This is a genomic window from Glutamicibacter sp. 363, assembly GCF_052379505.1.
Taxonomy (GTDB): Bacteria; Actinomycetota; Actinomycetes; order Actinomycetales; family Micrococcaceae; genus Glutamicibacter.
Window position 1 is genome coordinate 57202 of record NZ_JBQSYR010000015.1, and the last position, 23555, is coordinate 80756.

At 59.8% G+C, this 23555-nt stretch carries 30 protein-coding genes and 1 pseudogene; 26 read left to right on the forward strand and 5 right to left on the reverse strand.

Annotated elements, in window-relative coordinates; genetic code table 11:
* The first annotated feature begins 180 nt into the window (after nucleotides 1-180).
* Nucleotides 181-582 carry a RidA family protein gene (locus ACT3UA_RS10755; protein ID WP_096283670.1) on the forward strand — a complete coding sequence of 134 codons (402 nt, stop codon included), beginning with the start codon at nucleotides 181-183 and terminating at the stop codon, nucleotides 580-582.
* Here the strand turns inward: ACT3UA_RS10755 and ACT3UA_RS10760 are convergent.
* A complete protein-coding gene (locus tag ACT3UA_RS10760) occupies nucleotides 554-1393 on the reverse strand; it encodes a helix-turn-helix transcriptional regulator (protein WP_096283668.1) in 840 nt (279 codons plus the stop codon). The genes ACT3UA_RS10755 and ACT3UA_RS10760 overlap by 29 nt on opposite strands.
* A 69-nt stretch (nucleotides 1394-1462) precedes the next feature.
* Between ACT3UA_RS10760 and ACT3UA_RS10765 the strand changes: the two genes are divergently transcribed.
* On the forward strand, nucleotides 1463-1972 hold the full coding sequence (locus tag ACT3UA_RS10765) for a VOC family protein (RefSeq protein ID WP_096283666.1): 510 nt from the start codon (nucleotides 1463-1465) through the stop codon (nucleotides 1970-1972).
* A gap of 33 nt (nucleotides 1973-2005) precedes the next feature.
* On the opposite strand, the gene ACT3UA_RS10770 is transcribed toward ACT3UA_RS10765, so the two are convergent.
* Entirely contained in the window at nucleotides 2006-2830 is an 825-nt protein-coding gene (locus ACT3UA_RS10770; RefSeq protein WP_096283664.1) for an MBL fold metallo-hydrolase, read from the reverse strand.
* A 382-nt stretch (nucleotides 2831-3212) separates the two neighbouring features.
* Here ACT3UA_RS10770 and ACT3UA_RS10775 point away from each other — a divergent pair, with 382 nt between their 5' ends.
* The 19 genes and pseudogenes from ACT3UA_RS10775 to rplQ form a co-directional block, all read left to right on the forward strand.
* Nucleotides 3213-4175 carry an endonuclease/exonuclease/phosphatase family protein gene (locus ACT3UA_RS10775; protein ID WP_096283662.1) on the forward strand — a complete coding sequence of 321 codons (963 nt, stop codon included), beginning with the start codon at nucleotides 3213-3215 and terminating at the stop codon, nucleotides 4173-4175.
* A 325-nt stretch (nucleotides 4176-4500) separates the two neighbouring features.
* Entirely contained in the window at nucleotides 4501-4869 is a 369-nt protein-coding gene (gene rplN, locus ACT3UA_RS10780; protein ID WP_096283660.1) for a 50S ribosomal protein L14, read from the forward strand.
* 2 nt (nucleotides 4870-4871) lie between these two features.
* Nucleotides 4872-5216, forward strand: coding sequence for a 50S ribosomal protein L24 (gene rplX / locus ACT3UA_RS10785; protein ID WP_096256888.1), 345 nt, complete (start codon nucleotides 4872-4874; stop codon nucleotides 5214-5216).
* Nucleotides 5216-5785, forward strand: a complete 570-nt coding sequence (rplE, locus tag ACT3UA_RS10790) for a 50S ribosomal protein L5 (protein WP_096283658.1) — start codon at nucleotides 5216-5218, stop codon at nucleotides 5783-5785. Before rplX ends, rplE begins: the two co-directional genes overlap by 1 nt.
* A gap of 57 nt (nucleotides 5786-5842) precedes the next feature.
* Complete coding sequence (gene rpsH / locus ACT3UA_RS10795) at nucleotides 5843-6241, forward strand: 30S ribosomal protein S8 (RefSeq protein WP_096283656.1); 399 nt, start codon at nucleotides 5843-5845, stop codon at nucleotides 6239-6241.
* A gap of 20 nt (nucleotides 6242-6261) precedes the next feature.
* Complete coding sequence (gene rplF / locus ACT3UA_RS10800) at nucleotides 6262-6798, forward strand: 50S ribosomal protein L6 (protein WP_096283654.1); 537 nt, start codon at nucleotides 6262-6264, stop codon at nucleotides 6796-6798.
* Nucleotides 6799-6800: 2 nt separating this feature from the next.
* On the forward strand, nucleotides 6801-7172 hold the full coding sequence (rplR, locus tag ACT3UA_RS10805) for a 50S ribosomal protein L18 (RefSeq protein WP_096283652.1): 372 nt from the start codon (nucleotides 6801-6803) through the stop codon (nucleotides 7170-7172).
* A 29-nt stretch (nucleotides 7173-7201) separates the two neighbouring features.
* On the forward strand, nucleotides 7202-7882 hold the full coding sequence (gene rpsE, locus ACT3UA_RS10810) for a 30S ribosomal protein S5 (protein ID WP_176484079.1): 681 nt from the start codon (nucleotides 7202-7204) through the stop codon (nucleotides 7880-7882).
* A gap of 3 nt (nucleotides 7883-7885) precedes the next feature.
* A complete protein-coding gene (gene rpmD / locus ACT3UA_RS10815) occupies nucleotides 7886-8092 on the forward strand; it encodes a 50S ribosomal protein L30 (protein ID WP_096283647.1) in 207 nt (68 codons plus the stop codon).
* Nucleotides 8093-8094: 2 nt separating this feature from the next.
* The gene (rplO, locus tag ACT3UA_RS10820; protein WP_096283645.1) at nucleotides 8095-8547 is read left to right on the forward strand and encodes a 50S ribosomal protein L15; all 453 of its coding nucleotides are present in this window, start codon (nucleotides 8095-8097) and stop codon (nucleotides 8545-8547) included.
* 254 nt (nucleotides 8548-8801) lie between these two features.
* Nucleotides 8802-10106 (forward strand): preprotein translocase subunit SecY, encoded by a 1305-nt coding sequence (gene secY, locus ACT3UA_RS10825; protein WP_096283643.1) that lies wholly within the window; start codon nucleotides 8802-8804, stop codon nucleotides 10104-10106.
* On the forward strand, nucleotides 10103-10675 hold the full coding sequence (locus tag ACT3UA_RS10830; protein WP_096283641.1) for an adenylate kinase: 573 nt from the start codon (nucleotides 10103-10105) through the stop codon (nucleotides 10673-10675). Before secY ends, ACT3UA_RS10830 begins: the two co-directional genes overlap by 4 nt.
* A 135-nt stretch (nucleotides 10676-10810) precedes the next feature.
* A complete protein-coding gene (map, locus tag ACT3UA_RS10835) occupies nucleotides 10811-11641 on the forward strand; it encodes a type I methionyl aminopeptidase (protein ID WP_096283778.1) in 831 nt (276 codons plus the stop codon).
* A gap of 207 nt (nucleotides 11642-11848) precedes the next feature.
* Complete coding sequence (infA, locus tag ACT3UA_RS10840) at nucleotides 11849-12070, forward strand: translation initiation factor IF-1 (protein ID WP_096256877.1); 222 nt, start codon at nucleotides 11849-11851, stop codon at nucleotides 12068-12070.
* A gap of 135 nt (nucleotides 12071-12205) precedes the next feature.
* Nucleotides 12206-12319, forward strand: coding sequence for a 50S ribosomal protein L36 (rpmJ, locus tag ACT3UA_RS10845; RefSeq protein ID WP_013349661.1), 114 nt, complete (start codon nucleotides 12206-12208; stop codon nucleotides 12317-12319).
* 145 nt (nucleotides 12320-12464) lie between these two features.
* Nucleotides 12465-12839: a 30S ribosomal protein S13 gene (rpsM, locus tag ACT3UA_RS10850; RefSeq protein ID WP_096283639.1), complete on the forward strand. Its 375-nt coding sequence runs from the start codon at nucleotides 12465-12467 to the stop codon at nucleotides 12837-12839.
* A 43-nt stretch (nucleotides 12840-12882) separates the two neighbouring features.
* Complete coding sequence (rpsK, locus tag ACT3UA_RS10855; RefSeq protein ID WP_096283637.1) at nucleotides 12883-13284, forward strand: 30S ribosomal protein S11; 402 nt, start codon at nucleotides 12883-12885, stop codon at nucleotides 13282-13284.
* A 167-nt stretch (nucleotides 13285-13451) separates the two neighbouring features.
* On the forward strand, nucleotides 13452-14456 hold the full coding sequence (locus tag ACT3UA_RS10860; RefSeq protein ID WP_096283635.1) for a DNA-directed RNA polymerase subunit alpha: 1005 nt from the start codon (nucleotides 13452-13454) through the stop codon (nucleotides 14454-14456).
* Between the two features lie 84 nt (nucleotides 14457-14540).
* Nucleotides 14541-14987: pseudogene (rplQ, locus tag ACT3UA_RS10865) on the forward strand (50S ribosomal protein L17); the annotation flags it as partial.
* A 148-nt stretch (nucleotides 14988-15135) separates the two neighbouring features.
* Here rplQ and ACT3UA_RS10870 read toward each other — a convergent pair.
* Complete coding sequence (locus ACT3UA_RS10870; RefSeq protein WP_176484078.1) at nucleotides 15136-15768, reverse strand: RES family NAD+ phosphorylase; 633 nt, start codon at nucleotides 15766-15768, stop codon at nucleotides 15136-15138.
* Complete coding sequence (locus ACT3UA_RS10875; protein WP_141393451.1) at nucleotides 15765-16646, reverse strand: hypothetical protein; 882 nt, start codon at nucleotides 16644-16646, stop codon at nucleotides 15765-15767. The genes ACT3UA_RS10870 and ACT3UA_RS10875 overlap by 4 nt, the downstream gene beginning before the upstream one ends.
* A 159-nt stretch (nucleotides 16647-16805) precedes the next feature.
* Between ACT3UA_RS10875 and truA the strand changes: the two genes are divergently transcribed.
* From truA to ACT3UA_RS10900, 5 genes are all read left to right on the forward strand, one after another.
* Nucleotides 16806-17663: a tRNA pseudouridine(38-40) synthase TruA gene (truA, locus tag ACT3UA_RS10880; RefSeq protein WP_444616407.1), complete on the forward strand. Its 858-nt coding sequence runs from the start codon at nucleotides 16806-16808 to the stop codon at nucleotides 17661-17663.
* Between the two features lie 309 nt (nucleotides 17664-17972).
* Nucleotides 17973-18416, forward strand: coding sequence for a 50S ribosomal protein L13 (gene rplM, locus ACT3UA_RS10885; protein ID WP_096283625.1), 444 nt, complete (start codon nucleotides 17973-17975; stop codon nucleotides 18414-18416).
* Nucleotides 18417-18454: 38 nt separating this feature from the next.
* Entirely contained in the window at nucleotides 18455-18955 is a 501-nt protein-coding gene (gene rpsI / locus ACT3UA_RS10890; protein WP_096283623.1) for a 30S ribosomal protein S9, read from the forward strand.
* Nucleotides 18956-19117: 162 nt separating this feature from the next.
* Entirely contained in the window at nucleotides 19118-20464 is a 1347-nt protein-coding gene (gene glmM, locus ACT3UA_RS10895) for a phosphoglucosamine mutase (RefSeq protein ID WP_096283776.1), read from the forward strand.
* 126 nt (nucleotides 20465-20590) lie between these two features.
* Entirely contained in the window at nucleotides 20591-21922 is a 1332-nt protein-coding gene (locus ACT3UA_RS10900; RefSeq protein WP_096283621.1) for a UDP-glucose dehydrogenase family protein, read from the forward strand.
* 76 nt (nucleotides 21923-21998) lie between these two features.
* On the opposite strand, the gene ACT3UA_RS10905 is transcribed toward ACT3UA_RS10900, so the two are convergent.
* A complete protein-coding gene (locus tag ACT3UA_RS10905; protein WP_096283619.1) occupies nucleotides 21999-23525 on the reverse strand; it encodes an NAD(P)H-hydrate dehydratase in 1527 nt (508 codons plus the stop codon).
* Between the last annotated feature and the right edge of the window lie 30 nt (nucleotides 23526-23555).

Sequence of the window (23555 nt, forward strand, 5' to 3'; positions counted from 1 at the left end):
TCCCAATCTCGGCGGCAACACCCCCGGACTATTGGATAAGCAGGGGGCAAGGCACCATGCCGAGATTGGTCGGACGACGGCTCCTATGTTCCTCGGTGTTAATGAGTTGTCAACAACATAACGGGAGAACGGTAAAACCAGAGCTCTTGAAGTAGCGGCGCAGCGCTGTCAGCATAGGGCATGGCTTCTATCAAATTCATCCGGCCCGCGGGCCTTGTCCACTCGCCCGCATTCAGCCACGTGGCGGTGGTGCCGCCAGGGGCGCGAATGGTTTACGTGGGCGGGCAAAACTCGGTCGACGAGCGCGGGACGCTCATCGGTGCCGAGGACGTGGCGGTACAGGCCGCTCGGGCGTTGCACAACGCACGCATCGCTCTGAACGCCGTCGGCGCGGATCTGGCCGATGTGATCTCCTGGAACGTCCAACTCGCCGAGGGCGTCGACGTATCCCGCGCCTACGGGGCTATCGCCGGCGAACTGAGCTCCGCGAATCCGCCGCTGGTGACCGCGAGCCTCGTCGCAGGCTTGGGCGTGCAGGGCGCACTCGTCGAAATCAGTGCGGTGGCCGCGCTGTTTGACTAGGCTCGCGAAAGACCGTGTCTGCTGCTTTCGAATTTGCGCGGTAGGCGCTCGGGGTGAAACCGAGTACCTGGCGAAAATCGGTGGTCAGATGCGCATGGTCCGCGTACTCCAACTCGGCGGCAATCTGGGCGATCGTTGTTTCAGGGCTTTCACGCAGCCGCTGTGCGGCTTCTTGCAGACGGTATCGGCGGATGATGGTCAACGGTGCGAGCCCCACGTAATCATTTGCCAGGCGCTGGACGCTGCGCACCGATATCCCCATGGCCTGTGCCAGCTGGGGGACATTGATCATTTCCCTCTGCCCGGCGGCCAGCTCAAGCATGCGATTCGCCAGAAGCCCTTGGACCGAAGCACGCGGGATCTTCGCTTCGAGCCAGGCCGCGAAGAGCCTGATCGCCGATTCGATGGTTTCCCTGTTCACCGGGCCGGCCAGCAATGCGCAGATCGGTTCGTGCGGTGTCGGTCCCGGGATGCGCATCTCGGCTCCGAGCAAGCTGCGCGGATCAAGGCCGAAGGCCGGGGTGGACGCGGGCAGGAGCATGGCCGCGAGGACCCAGCCGGTTCCGCTCAAATCACGATGCGAGGCACCGGAAGCAACGCCGGAGAGCGTCACGCCCTGGCGTTGAATATCCACATTCATGCAGGGGAACGGAAGCAATTCTTGGCGCGAGGAACGGCCTGGGGCAATATCCCAGCGAGCCAGCCAGAACCAGCCCACGCGGTCACGCAACTCTTCGGGAGCCGGCACTCGCATGAAGTCTGGCAACTTCGCGGGGTAGAGCACGCCACGACGTTCGGCCGAGCTGTCCATGACTGTTCACCTCCACGATTGGCGCGAATCTACAAGTCCCAGCGTGCCACAAGCTCCTAGGGTGAAGGTATGGAATATCGAGAAGAAAACAAAATGGGTGTGACCGGGCAGCACACCGTCGCAGGGATCCCTCGCGGATCCACATCGTTGACTCCGTTTTTGGCGATCCGGAATGCGGCTGGGGCCGTGGAGTTCTACCGTGAGGTCTTTGACGCCAGAGTCGTGGACTCCACCGAGATCGGGGGAGTGCTGGTCCACGCAGACCTGGACTTTGGCAACGGTAAACTGCAGTTGGGAGAGCCGAGCCCCGACTACGGACTCGTTGCACCACCCGCGCAACCCGAAGCCTGCTACTCCATGGGCCTGTACTGCCCGAACGTCGATGAGCTAGTGGCAAAGGCCGAGGCGGCGGGAGCCGCAATCCGCGAGCCGGTGGCAACCTTCGTGTCCGGTGATCGTTTTGCCTCGATCATCGATCCCTTTGGAGTACGCTGGTCGCTGATGTCCAGGGTGGAGGATCTCTCCGAAGCGCAGAGCAAGGAGCGCGTAGCCCGGTGGGCGGCGGAGCAGCAGGCCTGAGCTGCGCTTGGTCCGCGTGCTTGTGCATCGACTTCACCCTTGTGCGGATAGTTCGGAGAATCCTCGTTCAAATGCGGAGTGCAGCATCCAGCGGGGCCAAGGCAATTCGGCCGCGGCTAGTGCTTCATCAATGCTGCGCCCGGCGTTCCATGCGCTTCGAACCGCATGAGCCACAGCGTGGAGTTCTGAGGCCTGCGTGTTGGCAAATTGGAGATCCACGGTCCGCCCGTGCCCCGGAACGATCACATCCGCTGGCCCGATTCCAGTCAGCAGCGTGCGCAAGGATTCGGGCCAGTCAAGCGGCCAGCTTCCCGAACCGAACATGGGAGGCCCGGATTCTTCGATCACATCCCCAAGCATCCATACTCGGGCGTCGGGAACGAAGACCGCAAGATCTGTGTCCGTGTGTCCACGCGATACGGGCAAACAGGCAATCTCGCGTCCACCAGCGGTCAGCGTCGCCGCTTGTTCCACAAGCACGGACGGGTGCACCAAGGCGACCTGGTCCCATGCTTTGTCTGTTTCTCGGCTGGGATCCTTGCGCCATGCCTTCAAACGTGGTGCTTCAAAGGAATCGAAGTGGGCAGGGATCCGCTGGTGGCCGATAATCGGAACGCCCAATTGGGCAAATACGGAATTACCAAAGCAATGATCGTAGTGCGCGTGGGTATTGATCGCGCCCACGATTGGTTTGCCGAAGCGTTGCCTCAGCTCATCGACTATTGCCCTGGCTTCACTGGGTGAACCGCCGGTGTCAACGACGGTCGTGCCGCTAGGCCCGAGGATCGCGGCAATGTTGACGCTATCTGCGCCAAAAGATTTCACGAATACGTCGTTTGCGACCTCAACCCAAGACATGACCACAACGGTACAGCCGTCGGTGGTCAAAATGGCGGATCAGCCGACAGCAATGGGCCTGGGCCATCGGCATCAGCACAAATTCCAGGGTCATCTCGGCTGTGTCCGGGAGCGCAGAGTGCTCCACGAGCAGCGCGCCTAGGCAACCGTCGCAGGGGAGCGCTGCATCCGTGCAGTGCGGGTTATGGCAGTCAACTAATCGCCGCAACACTCACCGTTCGTCCTACCCGGAGAAGTTTGGCCCCCACCGGCGGCTCCAACGGCCAGATCCGCCACGAGAATCCCTGCGAGTTGTGCAACGCTACCGGCTGGGCCATGGAATAAATACCGCGAGCCGTGGGGCTGATTCCTGCTAAACATCCCGACAGGATAAGCTCCCGGTATGCCTACAATTGATCTGCAAAAACGGAAAAAGACCTTGTGGATCCCAGTCGTGCTGATGTCACTGCTGATTGCGGGGCTCGCGCATGTACCGTGGCTCGCCGGGGGAGTGCTTCCCAAGGTGCAGGCGGCCTCGCTGTGGCTTCTGCTCATCCCATTTGCTGCGCTGGTCTATGCCTGCTGGCGGCGCAAATTGCTTCCGGGAGCGGTGCTGCTTTTGGTGCTCATCTTCGGATTGCAGCCTTACCTGCAGTTCAATCCGCCGGCCGGCACAGAACCTGGACCGGCGCTGAAGGTATTTTCGTTTAATACCTATAAGGCCCAGGCAGATCCCGCCGAGCTGGCGCGAGAGATCAGCAGCGAAGATCCAGATGTGCTTGTTTTGGTGGAGACCAGTGAGCCGTTGCATGAATCGCTCGCGGCCCGCGGGGCCATGACCGAATATCTCTACCGGACAGCTCCGGCGCCGGAAGATGGAAACCGGGACACAGTCATCTTTTCAAAACTCCCGTTGACCCAGACCGAGACGGAGCTGAGTACCGAAGAGACCGGGTGGTTCAGCATGCCCACGGTGCTGATCGAGGTTCAGGGACAGCAGGTGCCCTTGGCCGCAGTGCATGTGTATCCGCCATTGGGCAATGCGGAAACCTGGGAGCAGGGGCTTGGCAGCGTGGAGAAGTGGATCGAAACGCATGGTGAAAACCCGGTGATTTTGGCGGGCGACTTCAATGCCACGCGCGGCCATCCGCAATACCGCCGCGCGGTGCAGGGGCTAGATGAAGCTTCGGGGTTTGTTCCTGCGGCGACTTGGCCGGCCACGCGACTGCCGAGTCCAGTCATAGAGATTGATCACATCATTTCTCGTGGGTTTACGGTCTCGGAGACGAAATCCATTCGGTTGCCCGGCTCGGATCATTTGGCGCTCAGCGCAACTTTGCATCTGCAGCCGCCAGCAAGCCCGTAAAGCCGGGAGCAATCCGGGCCGCGGGTGTGACCAAGAACGCTAGCTTTCCTATTACCACACCATTTCTAAATGGCGTGAATCTAGGCTAGACTTAAGGTTCTGTGCGCATTTCATTCGAGGACTATCCACCTTCGGTGCGATGCAGTGCGGCCTGACACCGTCGGGTTGCGCAGTACAGCCTCGATATTTTACGCCTCGGCCCTGCCAGAAATTGGGATCAGCATTCGGTGCGCCCGCGCCGGTGGGGGTAAGCGATCGTATCGTGGAGACCATATCCGTTCCGCAAGGCTCCCAGAGAGAACCAGCGAGACGACAGGAGTAAGAAGTGATTCAGAAAGAGTCGCGACTAAAAGTTGCCGATAACACTGGTGCTAAGGAAATCCTTACCATCAACGTGCTCGGTGGCTCGAAGCGTCGCTACGCAAGCATTGGCGACACTATTGTCGCTACCGTCAAGGATGCAATTCCAGGCGGCAACGTGAAGAAGGGCGACGTCGTCAAGGCTGTCGTTGTTCGCACCAAGAAGGAAATCCGTCGTGCAGACGGTTCCTACATCAAGTTCGACGAGAACGCTGCTGTGATCTTGAAGAACGAAGGTGAGCCCCGCGGAACCCGTATTTTCGGTCCAGTGGGTCGCGAACTTCGTGACAAGAAGTTCATGAAGATCGTTTCGTTGGCTCCGGAGGTGCTGTAAGCATGGGTGCAAAGATCAAAAAGGGTGATCTGGTTCAGATCATCTCAGGCAAAGAGCGTGGCAAGCAGGGCAAGGTCCTGACTGTCATCACCGCCACTTCGCGCGTTCTGGTTGAGGGCGTTAACCGCGTCACCAAGCACACCAAGGCTGGACAGTCCGAAAACGGAACCACGTCCGGTGGCATCGAGGTTGTCGAGGCTCCAGTGCACGTTTCCAACGTTGCAGTGGTTGACCCAGAGACCAAGAAGCCAACCCGCGTTGGTTTCCGCGAGGAAACCGTCGAGAAGAACGGTGTGTCCAAGACTGTGCGCGTCCGTTACGCCAAGGCTTCCGGAAAGGATCTGTAATGACTGAGACAGCCACCAAGATCCAGCCACGTCTGAAGGCAAAGTACGCCGCAGACATCCGCCCTGCATTGCAGGAGCAGTTCAGCTACGTCAACCCGATGCAGGTACCAACCCTGACCAAGGTCGTCGTGAACATGGGTGTCGGCGAGGCCGCTAAGGACTCGAAGCTCATCGAAGGCGCCGTGCGCGATCTGACCGCAATTACCGGTCAGAAGCCAGTGGTCACCAAGGCTCGCAAGTCGATCGCACAGTTCAAGCTGCGCGAAGGCATGCCGATTGGTACCCACACCACCTTGCGTAACGATCGCATGTGGGAATTCGTCGATCGCTTGATCACCTTGGCACTGCCTCGTATCCGCGACTTCCGCGGTCTGAGCGACCGCCAGTTTGATGGCAATGGCAACTACACTTTCGGTCTGACCGAACAGTCGATGTTCCACGAAATCAACCAGGACAAGATCGATCGCGTGCGCGGTATGGACATCACTGTGGTGACCACCGCCAAGACTGACGATGAAGGCCGTGCCTTGCTCAAGGCTCTGGGCTTCCCGTTCAAGACCAACAACTAAACTCGCTACGTTACAGGTCCCTAGCGGAAACCGTAACGAGGAAGGGCTGAAGCCCACATGTCTATGACAGATCCAGTCGCAGATATGCTGACTCGACTGCGCAACGCCAACTCGGCACACCACGACTCCGTGTCGATGCCGTCGAGCAAGCTCAAAGTGCGCATTGCCAACATCTTGAAGGATCAGGGCTACATTGCCTCCTTCGAGGAAGAAGCAGCAGAAGTCGGCAAGACGCTGACCATCACCCTGAAGTACGGCCCATCGCGTGAGCGTTCAATCGCTGGCGTACGCCGTATCTCCAAGCCAGGCTTGCGTGTATACGCAAAGTCCACCAACCTGCCTCACGTGCTCGGTGGTCTTGGTATCGCAATCCTGTCCACCTCCTCCGGTCTGCTTACTGACCGTCAGGCTGCAAAGAAGGGCGTAGGTGGGGAAGTCCTCGCCTACGTCTGGTAACGGGAAGGGAGAAACATACAATGTCACGTATTGGACGTCTTCCGATCACCGTCCCGGCAAACGTTGAGCTGAATGTGGATGGCCAGCAGGTCACCGCAAAGGGCCCGAAGGGTGAGCTTTCGGTCACCATCTCGGCTCCTATCACCGTTGCCAAGGATGAGAACACCGTTACCGTATCCCGCCCGAACGATTCGCGCGATGCGCGTTCGTTGCACGGCTTGAGCCGCACCCTGATCAATAACCTGATCATCGGTGTGACCGACGGATACGAAAAGAAGCTGGAAATCCACGGTACCGGTTACCGTGTTGTCGCTAAGGGCGCCGGCCTGGAGTTCGCTCTCGGCTACTCGCACCCAGTTAGCGTCACGGCTCCTGACGGCATCACCTTTACCGTCGAGGGCAACAACAAAATCACCATCGCTGGTATTGACAAGCAGCACGTCGGTGAAGTTGCCGCTAACATCCGCAAGCTGCGCAAGACCGAGCCTTACAAGGGCAAGGGCATTCGCTACGCTGGCGAGATCATCCGCCGCAAGGTCGGAAAGGCTGGTAAATAATTATGGCTATCGGAATCAAGGGCAAGAGCAGGTCCGCTTCACGCGGTCGTCGCCACCTGCGTGTGCGCAAGCGCATCGTTGGTACCTCGGTACGCCCACGCTTGGTCATCAACCGTTCGGCTCGTCACATGTTCGTACAGATCGTGGACGACTCACAGGGTCTGACCCTGGCCAGCGCTTCGACCATGGAAGCAGATCTTCGCGCAAGCGATGCCGACAAGACCGCAAAGTCCAAGCGCGTTGGTGAGCTCGTCGCAGAGCGCGCCAAGGCTGCAGGCATCGAAGCAGTTGTCTTCGACCGCGGCGGTAACCGCTACCACGGTCGCGTGGCAGCCATTGCCGACGGCGCACGTGAAGGTGGGCTGGCACTGTGAGCGAAGCTACTAACAAGAAGGAAACTCAGGTGTCTGAAGCTACTGAAGCAGCCTCGACTACTGCAGCTCCTGCCACGGAGAAGACCGGCGCCGCTCGCGGCGAGGGTCGTGGCCGTGGTGGAGAAGGCCGTGGCCGTGGCGAGGGTCGTGGCCGAGGCCGCGATTCGAAGGACAGCCGCAATGACGACAAGGACAAGTTCCTTGAGCGCGTTGTAGCTATCAACCGCGTATCCAAGGTCGTCAAGGGTGGTCGTCGCTTTAGCTTCACCGCACTTGTCGTCGTGGGCGACGGCAACGGAATGGTTGGCGTTGGCTACGGTAAGGCCAAGGAAGTTCCAGCAGCTATCGCCAAGGGCGTTGAAGAAGCCAAGAAGTCCTTCTTCCGCGTTCCACGCGTTGGCGGCACCATCCCGCACCTGGTCAAGGGCGAGGCCGCCGCTGGCGTCGTCTTGCTCCGTCCAGCTGCTCCGGGTACCGGCGTTATCGCCGGCGGTCCGGTGCGTGCGGTATTGGAATGCGCTGGTATCCAGGACATCCTTTCGAAGTCGATGGGTTCAAGCAACCAGATCAACATCGTGAAGGGCACCATTGCAGCGCTGAAGGGTCTCGAAGAGCCTGCAGCAGTTGCAGCTCGCCGCGGTCTTCCGCTGGACGAGGTTGCACCAGCAGCAATGTTGCGTCACATCCAGACCCAGAAGGCAGGTGCTTAATCAATGGCTAAGAACATTGTTCCAGGCGATGCCACGCTGGAAATCACCCAGATTAAGTCCATCATTGGTGGTAGCCAGGTTCAGCGCGACATCGTTCGCTCGCTGGGTCTGAAGCGCATCGGACACACCGTTGTCCGCTCCGCTGACCCTGTGACCGTAGGTATGGTCAACAAGGTTCCACACCTGTTGAAGGTTGAGGAGGCGAAGTAAAGATGGCTGAAGAAAAAGCACTTAAGGTTCACCACCTGCGTCCAGCTCAGGGTGCCAAGACCGCCAAGACCCGCGTGGGTCGTGGCGAGGCATCCAAGGGTAAGACTGCAGGCCGTGGTACCAAGGGTACGAAGGCTCGTTACCAGATCAAGGCAGGTTTCGCAGGTGGACAGCTTCCACTGCACATGCGTCTGCCAAAGCTGCGTGGCTTCAAGAACCCATTCCGCGTCGAGTTCCAGGTTGTAAACCTGGACAAGATCTCGGAATTGTTCCCAGAAGGCGGCGAAGTTACCGTCGAGGCACTCGTTGCCAAGGGCGCTGTTCGTAAGAACCAGCCTGTCAAGGTGCTGGGCACCGGCGACCTTACGGTCAAGGTTGACGTGAAGGTTAACGCTTTCTCGGCTTCCGCAACCGAAAAGATTGCTGCTGCTGGCGGCCAGGCAGAAACCCTCTAATTCAGGGTTTGCGCTATAGCTAAATCCCCGGTGAGCTTGTTTAGACAAGCTCACCGGGGATTTTCTTATCTCGCGTTACTCGTAGTATTACGCTGTAGAATCCCAAGTAAACCACCGTATTTCCGCAACCACTGCGAAAAAATGGGGTTGTAGCTGTGTGGCGTATTTGGCGAGATAGTACATAAGACGGCTAGAATCATTAGGTCATAGCAAGAGTCTTTACCTAGACTCAAGCACATACTTCAGGAGGACGCTTGTTCAGCGCCATAGCCCGAGTTTTTCGGACGCCTGACCTGCGCAACAAACTGCTTTTCACCCTCGGGATCATTGCGATCTATCGAGTCGGCGTTTTTATTCCGGCCCCGGGCGTGGATTACAGCAACGTTCAGCAGTGTCTGGCATTGGGTTCAACCACCGGTGGTCTTTATCAGTTCGTAAACCTCTTCAGCGGCGGCGCCCTGTTGCAAGTTTCGATCTTTGCCATGGGTATCATGCCGTACATTACGGCGGCCATTATTGTGCAGCTACTGCGTGTGGTGATCCCGCACTTCGAAGCACTGCACAAGGAAGGCCAAGCCGGCCAAGGCAAGCTGACCCAGTACACCCGCTACCTGACCATCGCGTTGGCGCTCTTGCAGGGCACCACGCTGATCACTCTGGCGCGTACCGGCGGACTGTTCCCGAGCTGCACCCTGCCGCTGATTCCCGATGACTCGATTATCGTGATTCTGCTGATGATCTTCGCACTGACCGCAGGCACCGGCCTGATCATGTGGATGGGCGAATTGATCACCGAACGCGGTATCGGCAACGGCATGTCCATCCTGATCTTCATCTCGATCGCTTCGGGCTTCCCGGCCGCCATGGGCGCCATCGCGCAGTCCCAGGGTTGGGGCACCTTCATCGGTGTCATCGCCGTCGGCTTCCTGGTGATCGCGCTGGTCGTGTTCGTGGAGCAGTCCCAGCGACGTGTTCCGGTGCAGTACGCCAAGCGCACCATTGGGCGGCGCACCGTGGGTGGAACTTCCACCTACATTCCGCTGAAGGTCAATATGGCGAACGTGATCCCGGTGATCTTCGCCAGCTCGATCCTCGCCCTGCCGCAGATGATCGTCTCGTTCAACCAGAACGATGACGGTACCCTGCCGGAATGGGCGATGTGGCTGCAGGAGCACTCGGCGTCCTCTTCGCCGTGGTACATGCTCGTCTACACCCTGCTGATCATCGGCTTCACCTACTTCTATGTAGCGATTACCTTCAACCCGATTGAAGTCTCGGACAATATGAAGAAGTACGGCGGCTTCATTCCGGGCATTCGCGCCGGCAAGCCAACGGCCGAGTATCTGCAGTTCGTGATTTCCCGAATCACCTTCGCGGGCGCCCTGTATCTGGCGTTCGTCGCGTTGATCCCGCTGATCGCCTTCGTGCTGTTCAACGCAGACCAAAACTTCCCATTTGGCGGCACCTCGATCCTCATCATGGTTGGTGTGGGTCTGGAAACCGTCAAGCAAATCAATGCTCAAATGCAGCAACGAAACTATGAAGGGCTACTGCGATGAGTCGACTGTTAATTATTGGTCCACCGGGTGCCGGCAAAGGCACCCAAGCAGTGAAGATTTCCGAGCGTCTGGAAATCGTCGCGATCTCCACCGGTGATATCTTCCGCGCCAACGTCAAGGGCGGCACCCCACTGGGTGTCGAGGCGAAGAAGTACATCGACGCCGGCAACTTCGTGCCGGACTCGGTCACCAACAACATGGTTGAAGATCGACTGGGCCAGGAAGATGTCGCCAACGGCTTCCTGCTCGATGGCTACCCACGCACCAGCGCGCAGGTTGATGCCCTGGATGCCATGCTTGCCGCTCAGGGCGTCGAGCTCGATGCAGTGCTGCAGCTGACCGCCGATGACGAAGAGCTGGTAGCGCGCCTGCTCAAGCGTGCTGAGATCGAAGGCCGCGCCGATGACACCGAAGAGGTCATCCGCCACCGCCTGGGTCTGTACAACGAAGAGACCCGCATCGTGGTAGATCGCTACGAAGAGCGCGGCATCGTGCGCAAGGTCGATGGCATTGGCGCCATCGACGAGGTCACCGAGCGTGTGCTCTCGGCGTTGAACGTTACCGCCTAAGCATTTCCACTTACACGTAGGGACCGTGCCGCGAACAGCCTCTGAGGGCCGTGGCACGGTCCCTGCGTGGTTCAGCAACACATATCCAAACGCTTACTCGGGTTCTGAGACCCAAAAGAATTAAGGGGCATGACATTGGCTCTAGGTCAGCCACGAATTGAGTACAAAACCAATTCGCAGATTTTGATGATGCGCGAGGCCGGACTGGTGCTCGCCGAAGCACTCGATGAGGCCAGCGCCACCGCCCGTCCGGGGGTCACCACCAAGCAGGTCGATGCGGCCTTCGCGAAGGTGCTCGAACGCCACGGCGCCACCAGCAACTTCCTCGGCTACCACGGTTTCCCGGCGAACATCTGCGCCTCGGTCAACCACGAGGTCGTCCACGGCTTCCCCAGCGAGTACGAGCTGAAGGACGGGGACGTGCTGAAGGTCGATGGCGGCGCGATCATCGATGGCTGGCATTCGGACTCCGCACGCACCCTGCTCATCGGCAAGGTGGACCCGGCGGACCAGCGCTTGAGCGAGATCACCGAGCAGGCCATGTGGGCCGGCATCGCCGCCTTCTCCAAGGCGCGGTACATCGGGCAGATCGGCGAAGCGATCGACGACTTCGTCAGCTCCCAGCCGGGCGCCCCGCTGGGCATCTTGGAGGAGTACTGCGGCCACGGCATCGGCTCGGCCATGCACATGGCCCCGGATGTGCTGAACTACAACACCGGCCACCGCGGATCGCGGATCAAGCCGGGCATGGCGCTGGCCATCGAACCTATGCTGGTGCGCGGCAAGATCGCGACCTCGGTGCTGGAAGATGACTGGACGGTAGTCACCGATGACAAGGCGAACGCCTCGCAGTGGGAGCACACCGTAGCCATCCACATGGGCGGCATCTGGGTACTCACCGCACATGATGGCGGCGAAGCGGGATTGGCGCCATTCGGCGTGACTCCCTCGCCGATCAAGCCTTAAGTTCTGGCTCCGGCACGCCCTGCGTGCCGGAGCTAACAGTTTAAGTGCGTCCTTGGATTTGTCCTAGAGTCTGCCAATGGCGTATTCTTAATTTTTGGTTGTCTATTTGACTGAGCCTAAAACTCTTAGGGTTCGGTGAGGTCGTAAACAGCCAGAACCAATTACTTGTTGATGGAAAATCGTCAACAACAAAAGTTAGCGGGGAAAATGGGCAAGAAGGAAGGCGTCATCCAGGTAGAGGGCTCCGTATCCGAAGCGCTGCCGAACGCGATGTTTCGCGTAGAGCTGCCAAACGGTCACGTGGTGCTCGCCACTATCTCGGGTAAGATGCGTCAGCACTACATTCGTATCCTCCCAGAGGATCGAGTGCAGGTTGAAATGAGCCCATACGACCTCAACCGAGGCCGTATCGTTTACCGCTACAAGTAAATCTGCAGTCCATAGACATTAGCCTGACGGACGTTGAACGAGAGATCGTTCGAACGCCCGTCTGAGGAATGTCCCTGGGACGAACTGCTTATTCACTGCTCCACTCAATAACTGCAACCGCAAAAGGACAAAGCCTTGAAGGTTAACCCTAGCGTGAAGCCGATCTGCGATAAATGCAAGGTGATCCGTCGTAATGGCGTGGTCATGGTGATCTGCGAGAATCCACGCCACAAGCAGCGTCAGGGCTAATTCCGTTCTTCGGAATTTCCCACGCGTAGTCATATAGGCAGTACCGCATCGAAGTATCGATGCACACCCCCGGGTTCGGAGGCCGGGGCCAGGAGATATCCTGGGCGGTACTGCTCCAGACCTCCGTTGGTTGAAAGGTAGCCACTTGGCTCGTTTAGCAGGCGTGGACATTCCACGCGAAAAGCGCGTAATTATCGCGCTGACTTACATCTACGGCGTGGGCAAGACCCGTGCAGAAGAGATCATCGCAGCGACCGGGACCAACCCGGACACGCGCGTTAAGGATCTCAGCGACGCTGACCTCGTTCAGCTGCGTGACTTCGTCGAAGGCACTTACAAGGTAGAAGGTGACCTGCGCCGCGAGGTTCAGGCTGACATCCGCCGCAAGGTCGAGATCGGATCCTACGAAGGTATTCGTCACCGTAAGGGCCTGCCGGTCCACGGTCAGCGCACCAAGACCAACGCTCGTACCCGCAAGGGCCCGAAGCGTACCGTCGCAGGTAAGAAGAAGACTCGCTAAATCTTAGCGGTCTAGTTCAAATACTTTTTTCGTAGGAGAAGAAATGCCCCCAAAGACTCGTGGAGCGGTACGTAAGCCGCGTCGCAAGGACAAAAAGAATATCGCGCAGGGACAGGCGCATATCAAGAGCACCTTCAACAACACCATCGTATCGATTACCGATCCGTCCGGTGCTGTTATCTCGTGGGCTTCGGCCGGCGAGGTAGGCATGAAGGGCTCGCGTAAGTCGACCCCATACGCTGCTCAGATGGCCGCTGAATCTGCCGCTAAGCGCGCGCAGGAGCACGGCATGCGCAAGGTTGACGTTTTCGTCAAGGGCCCGGGCTCGGGACGCGAAACCGCGATCCGTTCGCTGCAGGCTGCTGGCCTTGAGGTTGGATCCATCCAGGATGTTTCCCCAAGTGCCCACAACGGTTGCCGCCCATCAAAGCGTCGCCGCGTCTAATTGATTCGCTAGGCTGAGCCTAAAGAAGTCACCGAGCCATTCTTGACGAATGGGTCGGTGACGTTCTTGGACTCTCATGCCTGCAACAGACGAACGGCCAACAGGCTACCGTCGTTTCCACCCCCGTGAGGCGTCATATAGCGGACGCTCGCTGAAAGGAAATGTAAGTGCTCATTACGCAGCGCCCAACCCTGACCGAAGAAGTAGTTTCCGAGAATCGCTCCCGGTTCATCATTGAACCGTTGGAGCCAGGCTTTGGTTACACCCTAGGCAACTCACTCCGCCGTACCCTGTTGTCCTCGATCCCTGGTGCAGCTGTCACCAGTGTTCGACTCGACGGTGTATTGCACGAGTTCTCTACCGTAGCCGGTGTCAAGGAAGACGTCACCGAACTGGTTCTTAACATCAAGAACCTGTCGGTCTCTTCCGAGCACGACGAGCCGGTCGTCGCCTACCTGCGCAAGCAGGGCCCAGGCGTCGTCACCGCAGCGGATATCACCCCACCAGCGGGTGTAGAGTTCCACAACCCTGAGCTGCACATCGCTACCTTGAACGCCAATGGCAAGTTCGATTTGGAACTGACCATCGAGCGTGGCCGTGGCTATGTGTCAGCTGCTCAGAACAAGAGTGCCGACACCGAGATCGGTCGAATCCCAGTTGATTCGATCTACTCGCCGGTGCTGAAGGTGACCTTCCGCGTGGAAGCTACCCGTGTTGAGCAGCGCACCGACTTCGATCGCTTGATCGTTGACGTTGAAGCAAAGCCGTCGATCACCCCGCGCGATGCTGTTGCATCCGCAGGTACCACGCTGGTTGAGCTGTTCGGTTTGTTCCGCGAACTGAACACCGCAGCCGAAGGTATCGAAATCGGCCCATCGCCAACGGATGCAGCTTTGGCTGCAGACATGGCGCTGCCGATCGAGGATCTGGAACTGACCGTTCGCTCGTACAACTGCTTGAAGCGTGAGGGCATCCACTCCGTGGGTGAACTCGTAACTCGCTCCGAGGCCGACCTGATGGACATCCGTAACTTCGGTGCGAAGTCCATTGACGAAGTCAAGGCCAAGCTTGTTGAACTGGGTCTAGCACTGAAGGATTCCCCTCCAGGGTTCGACCTTGCCGCTCGTAGTGCCATCGAAGATGGCGACGACGTCTACGACGAAGGCCTGTAAAGACCTTAGTCTCGCGACACACTACTTCACCCGACCTGCCGGTCACATACCGGCGGACTCGGTCATTCATCTAGGAGAACTACCATGCCTACCCCTACTAAGGGTCCGCGTCTCGGCGGCAGTGCAGCACATGAGCGATTGATCTTCGCTAACATGTCCGCACAGCTCTTCGAGAACAAGAAGATCACCACCACCCTGACCCGCGCCAAGCGTCTGCGTCCCCACGCAGAGCGCCTGATCACCTTCGCAAAGCGTGGAGATCTGGCCTCGCGTCGTCGCGTCCAGTCGGTTATCGCTTCGCGCTCGCGCACCAACAAGTCGATCGTTCACGAGCTGTTCGCGAACATCGCACCTGCTATGGCCGATCGCCAGGGTGGCTACACCCGCATCACCAAGATTGGTAACCGCAAGGGCGACAACGCCCCTATGGCTGTTATCGAACTGGTAATGGAACCGGTTTCGCCAAAGCAGGCAGTCGTCAAGGAAGCCACCCAGGCTACCGAGAAGGCAACCGAAGCTACCACCGAAGAAGCCTAAGCTTAAGCTTGTGAATCTTCACCGGTAAAACGGTCAAGTTATCCCCGGACAATCCGCAAGGAATGTCCGGGGATAACTATTTAACGCAACGAAGCCCGGCAAATCATTCGGTCCGGACGTGGTGCCTGTCCGCGGCGTTCATTCAGACGATAGGCCACCCCAGTTGTACCGAGGCTTTGCGCGCCATGGTCAACACATCAATGTGGGTCAGGTTCCGGGAAAAAGCGGGTGCCATCGGGAAAGCGGTACGCGCGCGCGAAAAGAGAACCACCATGGGCATACCAACCATCGTTGAATTCACGTAGATGCCGTCAATGTCAGCGCCAAGCTGCAGGTTGATCTCCTTAGCCCACGCTCGGCAAACATTCTTGGGCTGTCCATTCAAGGAAGCCGAGGACCGATGTCTCAGTAGCCACGTAGATGTAGTCAAATCAAGGAGATGAAGTGGGCGTATCGGCGACCACGCGGAGAGTGTTCGGCTCTTGTCGAAGGAAATCGCGCGAGCTGTCTGAAAGACCTCGGCAAAAGCGGTGACGTAACTAGGAGTTGTGTAGGAGACTCCAAGCCCGGGATGAACATTTACCGGGAGAGGATGAGGCTCCCATCTGAAAGCCTTGATTGGACCGTACTCGCGCAGGTTGTTCCATGGTGCGCCGAAGGCTCCGGAACTTGTGTGTATTCTCCACAGAGGTCCTTGCCAAATCCTCAAATCATGGGGGAGCCGGGTGGGCGGCACAGGTGGCTTGCGAGGATTCTTCGGTGCCTTGGCAGTCACTCGAATTCCAAATGAGAAACCAATTCCAGTACGGCTTCAAGTGCACCACCGGTAATAAGCCAATCCGCAGGGGAGCGCCCTCCGAGATAGTCCTCATTGGATTGGGTCATTACGGTTTCGATCGCCAGCGGGTGATAGAAACGCGGGAAAGCGGGAATCAGTTCCCGCAGTCCGGGGACCACGCCCTCGCTGGTGAACTGCCATTTCGGGAACAGGGATTGTTTCCCTTCACTTCGAGCTAGCGCGAAATAGTCACCCTTTGCTTTCGCGCGGCGCACATTCGCCTCGTCCCGACCAACGATCCGCGCAACTTCAGCGGTGGTGTAGGCGGATTTCTCCACCAGATCCAGTGATTTTGCTTGGGCGTCTAGGACGATCAAATCGGACTTCAGCCGTCCTTCAGGGCTTAAATCGGCCTCTGACAGGTCTGTGTTCTCCAGCAGGAAATTACGTTCGCCCTCGGTCAACGGTTCGCTGATGCTATCTGACACATCCGAAACTACGCGCAAGAAATCTCGGGGTGCCATGCTGCCACCGTGTTTGTCCAAGAAGATCTGTACCGTCGACTCCAGATCCTTCCGGATGTAGTTCATCGCGCCGCTCATAGTCATGATGATACGCCGTATCCAACCGTGGATAAATAGGTAAACCCTGCCATGTGGACGACGGAACGCGAGCATCGTGGACTGATGACGGCTGCGGCGATTAAGTCGTGAATTACGACCACAAGCGTGCGGCAGCAATGTTCCGCAGTGAACGGAATCGATATGCGGGGGCGTCTTGGCATGCCCTGCCTGCCGAACAGGTTCATTCGCTCCCTGCGGCACTTGGCTGGAGGACTGCAGAGCGCGCGGATCGCAGTGCTGCGGGCAGGTCAAAATGCGGTAGAAAGAGCATGTCCAGCTGCGGTTGGGGCTTCGGTTCGCGATTCACTCTTGTTCCAAGGGATAATTGAAAGCATGAATTCGCAGTCAGAGATCATTGATCCATTCGGTACCACCGCTCTGGGTACTAGTTCGTCCCCGGCGCTGATCCGCATGCGCATGGTGCTTGGCTACGACGGCGCAGCCTACAACGGCTGGGCGCGGCAGCCCAATGTCGTCGGTGTGCAGCAGCTGGTCGAAGAGGCACTGGAAACCCTGATCCGCCGCCTGGTCCGGGTGGTCGTCGCCGGACGCACCGATGCCGGGGTGCACGCGCGCCGGCAGGTAGTCCACTTCGATCTGACCGAGGAAGAATACCTGGCGCTGCCGCGCAATTCGGATCTGTTACCGGGCCCGGCGCTTCTGCGCCGCATCAATGGCCTCTTGGGCCGCCAAGATAAGGCCGTGTGGGTCCATGAAGTGGCCAAGGCCGCCGAGGGTTTCGACGCACGTTTCTCCGCCTTGGCCCGTCGCTACTCCTACCGGATTGCCGACGGCATCCACCGCTGGGATCCACTGAGCCGGCAGCTGACCATGTGGTACCGCGAAGACATCAACATCGACCTGTTGAACGCCGAGGCCCGGTCGGTCCTCGGACGCCACGACTTCCTCTCCTACTGCAAGCCGCGCCCGCGGGCCACCACCATCCGCACGCTGCAGGAGTTCGAATTCAGCCGTGCCGAGGATGGGAACATCATGGTGCATTTGAAGGCCGACGCGTTTTGCCACAATATGGTGCGTTCGCTGATCGGGGCGGCGCTGCGTGTGGCCAGCGGCAGGGAAGAGCCTGGTTTTCTGGCCGAACGCCTGGCGCTGATGGTGCGCGATTCGAAGTCGATTCTGGCTCATCCGCACGCGTTGGTGCTCGAAGAGGTCTACTATCCTGATGACCACGAGCTCGCCGAGCGAGCGGCACTCACCAGGGCAAGACGCGACGTTTCGCAGAAGGATTCATTAAAAGACCTCGATTAATGACCCTTCGGGTGTCATTGCTCACCTAGAGGCACCTTTGTTTTGGTCGTCTGAGTGTTAATCGGCTAAACTTTTATGAGTTGTGTATGTCCACGTTCGACACTACACGCCCAAGCGTGACGGCTTAGTTGCATAGTCGCTGGTCTGCTGGGTGTGCGAACAATATATGGACGGCCGGTCATCATCAGTCCTCACCTGACGTACTGGTCTAAGCACAAGAACAACACGACAGTGCTCGTCACTGGAGGATCTCACGCCTCGATACCTGCGACTGTTTGACCAGAAACGAATCAACGTAAGGCAATTACTGTGCGTACGTACACCCCTAAGCCGGCTGACCAGACTCGTCAGTGGTTTGTCATTGACGCCACCGACGTAGTACTCGGCCGTCTCGCCGTCCAGGCCGCAACCCTGCTGCGCGGCAAGCATAAGCCAACCTTCGCAGCTCACATGGACATGGGCGACCATGTCATCATCATCAACGCCGAGAAGGTCGCCCTGACCGGTAAGAAGCTGAAGGACAAGCGCGCCTACCGTCACTCGGGCTTCCCGGGCGGTCTGAAGAGCGTTAACTACGCCGAGCTCCTTGAGAAGAACCCAGTTCTGGCCGTCGAGAAGGCCATCAAGGGCATGCTGCCAAAGAACAAGCTTTCCGACGCTCAGCTGTCCAAGCTGAAGGTATACCGCGACGCCGAGCACCCACACGCTGCTCAGGCTCCAAAGGTACTGGAAATCAGCCAGGTCGCTCAGTAGTACTGGCCCCGAGAACAAAGACTTAATAGGAGATTATCGTGGCTGAGAACGCTGAAGAGACCACCGAATTCGAAGGCGAAACCCCTTCGACTTACACCACCGAGACCGCTGCATCGACCGTCGTAGCCGACACCGAGCGCGCTCCACTAACCGTTCCAGGTGGCGCAGTAGGCCGCCGCAAGCAGGCTATTGCCCGCGTTCGCCTGATCCCAGGCTCGGGCAACTGGGTCGTCAACGGCCGCACCCTGGAAAACTTCTTCCCTAACAAGCTGCACCAGCAGGATGTTAACGAGCCATTCAAGGTTCTGGGTCTAGAAGGCGCATACGATGTTATCGCCCGTATCCACGGTGGCGGCATCTCCGGCCAGGCCGGCGCATTGCGTCTTGGCATTGCCCGCTCGCTGAACGAGATCGATCGCGATGCAAACCGCGCGGCGCTGAAGAAGGCCGGCTACTTGACTCGTGACGCACGCGTCATCGAGCGCAAGAAGGCTGGTCTCAAGAAGGCCCGCAAGGCTTCGCAGTTCTCGAAGCGCTAAACCTTACCCACAGGTTTCCCAAAGGCCCGCATCTTCGGATGCGGGCCTTTGGCCGTTTAAAGCCCCTTTGTGACCTCTTGGCCATTAAAGTTTTCTCACATAGCGTTCCAAAGCTCACATGTGCACGGGTAAATCGATGCGCAGGGCTTATGATTGACGATGATGGCAAGGTTATTTGGGACCGATGGGGTCCGAGGAAAAGCAAACGAGTTGTTAACCCCCGAGCTGGCGCTGGATCTAGCGCAAGCAGCTTCGGTGGTTCTTGGTTTAAGTCAGTCGGAAGACGGACGCAAGCCGGTTGCCGTGGTGGCGAAGGATCCGCGTATCAGCGGCGACTTCCTCTCCGCCGCGATCGAGGCTGGTCTGGCCGCTTCCGGTGTTGACGTTAAGGATGCGGGCACGTTGCCGACTCCGGCCGCCGCATTCCTGGTCGGTGATCTCAACGCCGACTTCGGCGTGATGATCTCCGCCTCGCATAATGCCGCGCCGGATAACGGCATCAAGTTCCTGGCCCGGGGAGGCAAGAAGCTGGACGACGCGTTGGAAGACGCGATCGAAGCCTGCCTGGACATGCCGAACCCGCGCCCTACCGGCGGCGCCGTAGGACGGATCTCGCGTTTCTCCGACGCCGAGGACCGCTACATCATGCACCTGCTGGCGGCTATGCCAAACCGCCTCGAAGGCGTCAAGGTGGTCTTGGACTGCGCCCACGGCGCGGCTTCGGGCTGCTCGCCAGAGGTATTCAAGAATGCCGGCGCAGAGGTCATTGTCATCGGCGCCGAGCCAGATGGCATCAACATCAATGACGGCTACGGCTCCACCCACCTGGAAAAGCTCCAGGCCGCCGTGCTCGAGCACGGTGCGGACCTGGGCATCGCACACGACGGCGACGCGGACCGCTGCCTCGCGGTGGACCACGAGGGCACCGTCGTTGACGGGGATCAGATCATGGCCGTGATGGCCATCGACCTGAAGGCCCGCGGCGAACTGGTGGATGACACCCTGGTGGCCACCGTGATGAGCAATCTCGGTTTGAAGATCGCCATGGAAGAAGCCGGCATCACGCTCAAGCAGACCGGTGTCGGAGACCGCTACGTGCTCGAAGGCATGCGCGAAGGCAACTACTCGCTGGGCGGCGAGCAGTCCGGCCATGTCATCTTCAGCAAGTACGCCACCACCGGTGACGGCGTGCTGACCGGCCTGCTGCTGGCAGCCCGTGTGAAGGCCACCGGCAAGACCCTCAAGGAGCTTGCCTCCGTGCTCACCGTGCTGCCGCAGGTGCTGATCAATGTGCGCGGCGTGGACAAGGCAGGGGTTGCCGAGTGCGAACCGCTGCTCAATGAGATCGCCGGGACCGAGGCCCGCCTGGGTTCCACCGGACGGGTGCTCTTGCGCCCCTCGGGCACCGAGCCAGTGGTGCGCGTGATGGTCGAGGCCGCCACTCAGGACCAGGCCCAGCTCGAAGCGGAGCTGCTGGCCGGCGCCGTGGCAACGCACCTGGCGCTTTAAGGCAACCACCCAGTAAACATCAAGAAAACTCACACCCCCGTACCGCGTTCCCGCAGGGATCATGGTGCGGGGGTGTGGCATGCTAACTAGTAGTTATTGGGTTAGATATCTGGGGAGTAGTACTTCGTGACTTTGCGTATCAGCGTCATCGGCACCGGCTATCTTGGTGCAACCCATGCAGCGTGCATGGCAGAACTGGGCTATGAGGTCATCGGCCTGGATGTTAATCCGGAGAAGCTCCAGGCACTGGCGGCCGGGATCCTACCCTTCCACGAGCCGGGCCTGCCCGAGCTGCTGCGCAAGCATGTCTCCAGAGGGCGCCTGCGGTTCACCGACTCCTACGCGCAGGTGGCCGAACTGGCCGACATCCACTTCGTCACCGTCGGCACCCCGCAGCGCGCGGACTCCCAGTCCGCGGATATGAGCTACGTCGATGCGGCGGTTGACTCCCTGGTGGAACACATCAGCGGCGAGGCGCTGATCGTGGGCAAATCCACGGTGCCCGTGGGCACCGCGCGCCGGCTGGCCGAACGCATCGAAGCCACCGCGAGCCCGGAAAGCAAGATCACCCTGGCCTGGAACCCGGAGTTCCTGCGCGAGGGCTTCGCCGTGAAGGACACACTGACACCGGACCGCCTGGTCTACGGCCTGGCGGATGAGAGTGCGCTGGGCAAGCTGCGCGAGGTCTACGCACCGATCCTCGCCGCCGGCACCCCCGAGGTCGTCACCGACCTGGAAACCTCAGAGCTGGTCAAGGTGGCCGCCAACGCGTTCCTGGCCACCAAGATCTCCTTCATCAACGCCTTCGCCGAGGTCACCGAGAACGTCGGCGGGGACATTAAGACGCTGGCCGACGCGATCGGCCACGATGCGCGCATTGGACGCAAATTCCTCAACGCCGGCGTCGGATTCGGCGGCGGCTGCCTGCCCAAGGACATCCGCGCCCTCCAGGCCCGGGTCAGCGAGCTGGGCCTGAGCCAGACCATGGGCTTCCTCGCCGAGGTGGACCAGATCAACCTGCGCCGCCGCGACCGCGTGGTTTCGCTGGCCTCCTCGATCCTGGGGGAGCAGCTGGCGGGCAAGCGGATCTGCGTGCTCGGGGTGACCTTCAAGCCCGACAGCGACGACGTGCGCGACTCGCCGGCGCTGGATATCGCGGTGCGGCTGTACAACTCCGGGGCCGAGGTTTCGGTCTATGACCCGGAGGGCAATAAGAACGCGGCCGGACGTTTCCCGCGGCTGAACTATGTGGATTCCTGGCGCGAGGCGGCGAAGGCCGCGGACCTGGTACTGCTGCTGACCGAATGGAACGAATTCCGGGCGCTGGACCCCCAAGAGCTCGGCGAGGTTGTCGGCACCCGGGCGCTGATCGATGGGCGCAATGTGCTGGACCGCCCGAAGTGGCGCGAGCAGGGCTGGGTTATCACCGGGCCCGGCGAGAAGTTCGAGCTCGACTAAAAGTAATCCCTGAAAAGAAAATGTGGTCTCTGCGTATCGCGCAGAGACCACATTTTTCTGATTTAAGAGGCTTTGCCTAGAAACCGAATTCCTTCATAACCGCCGGCAGGTTTTCGATCAAGCGCGAGGCGCTCACAGTACCCTCTGCGGCGCTCACCCGGCCCAGATGGCCATGGATGACAGCCGCGCAGGCGGTGAGCTCCATCAGGCGGCCATTGCTGACGGTTTCCAGGCCCTGGATGCCCGTCAGCGAGCTGTCGGAGAGCAGGTAGCCGAGAATGCCCGTGAGCACGTCTCCAGAGCCTGCGGTCGCCAGCTGGGCCGCCGCATGGCAGACCACGAGGTTGGCACCGTCCGGGGCGACCACATAGCTGGTCGGCCCCTTCAGCAGCACCACCGCGTTGTAGGCAAGGGCCACCCAACGGGTCCAGCGGATCGGGTCCTGGGCGACTTCCTCGGTGGTGACGCTCACCCCGGCGCGGCGCAGCAGCATGCGAAGCTCCTTGGCATGCGGGGTCAGCACACGTGGCTGCTCGCTGGGCCCGGCGGGAACCACATCCAGCCCGCTGGCGTCGATGACCGCCGGCTGGCGGCTTTCGAAGACGTTGGCGATAACCCCAGTGGGGGGAGTGCGGCTGTCGATTCCCGGGCCAATGGCCCAGGCCGAAATCTTCGCCCCGCGCCCGTGGAGGTGGCGCCGAGCCAAAGACAATGCCTCAGAGATCTGCTGGTCATCCAGCGGAACGGTTTCCGGCGCGGCGATGGACAGCAGTGGCTGCACCTCTCCGGGTACATGGGTGCGCAGCAGGCCTGCACCGCAGGCAACCGCGGCCCGTGCGGTCAGCAGCGCGGCACCGGGGTAGAGCGCGGAGCCGGCAATGAGGCCGAGGACGCCACGTTCGTACTTATGGCGCCCGGCGTCCCGCCAGCTGCGGTGCTCATCGAGCAGCGCACGGGCCGAGAGCTCGTCGACCAAATCGGTTTCCGGGCTGAGCGCGGAAAAATCAAAGTCCAGGCCGGCCACCTGAATCTCACCGGTCACCAAGGGTGCGTCGCGGGAGATCAGTCCGGTTTTCAGCGCCCCGAAGGTGATGGTGCGCTCGGCAAGCAGCACCTGGTCATCGGCAACGCCGGTTTCGCAGTCCAGCCCGGAGGGAACATCGCAGGCCAGGACGCGTGCGCCGGTGGGCAGCTGGGGCAGCTGTGCCCCGGGGCGGTAGCCAATTCCATAGATCGCATCGATGACCAAGGCCGCCGCAGCCAGCTCGGACTGGCCTGCTGCCACCGGCTTCACGGTGCCGGAAGCAGCGGTATAGGCCTTCAAGGCTTCGGTGTGGCAGGTGTCGGTGCATTGCAGGGCGAGGGTCTGGTAGCCGCGCTGTGCCAGTTCGGCCAAGGCGTAGAGCCCATCACCGCCGTTGTTGCCCGGGCCGATCAGAGCGACCACCAGGGTGTCGGTGGCCGTTGGCGCTTGGGACAGCATGCTCTCGGCCGCGGCGGCGAGTTCACCGGCGGCGGCGCGCATCAGCGCTTCACTTCCACGTGTGGAGATCTCTTGGGCCTCGACCGCACGGACTTGCGCAACACTGTAGACAGGGATCATAAGACAAACTTTACTCACCCAAGCGGTGAT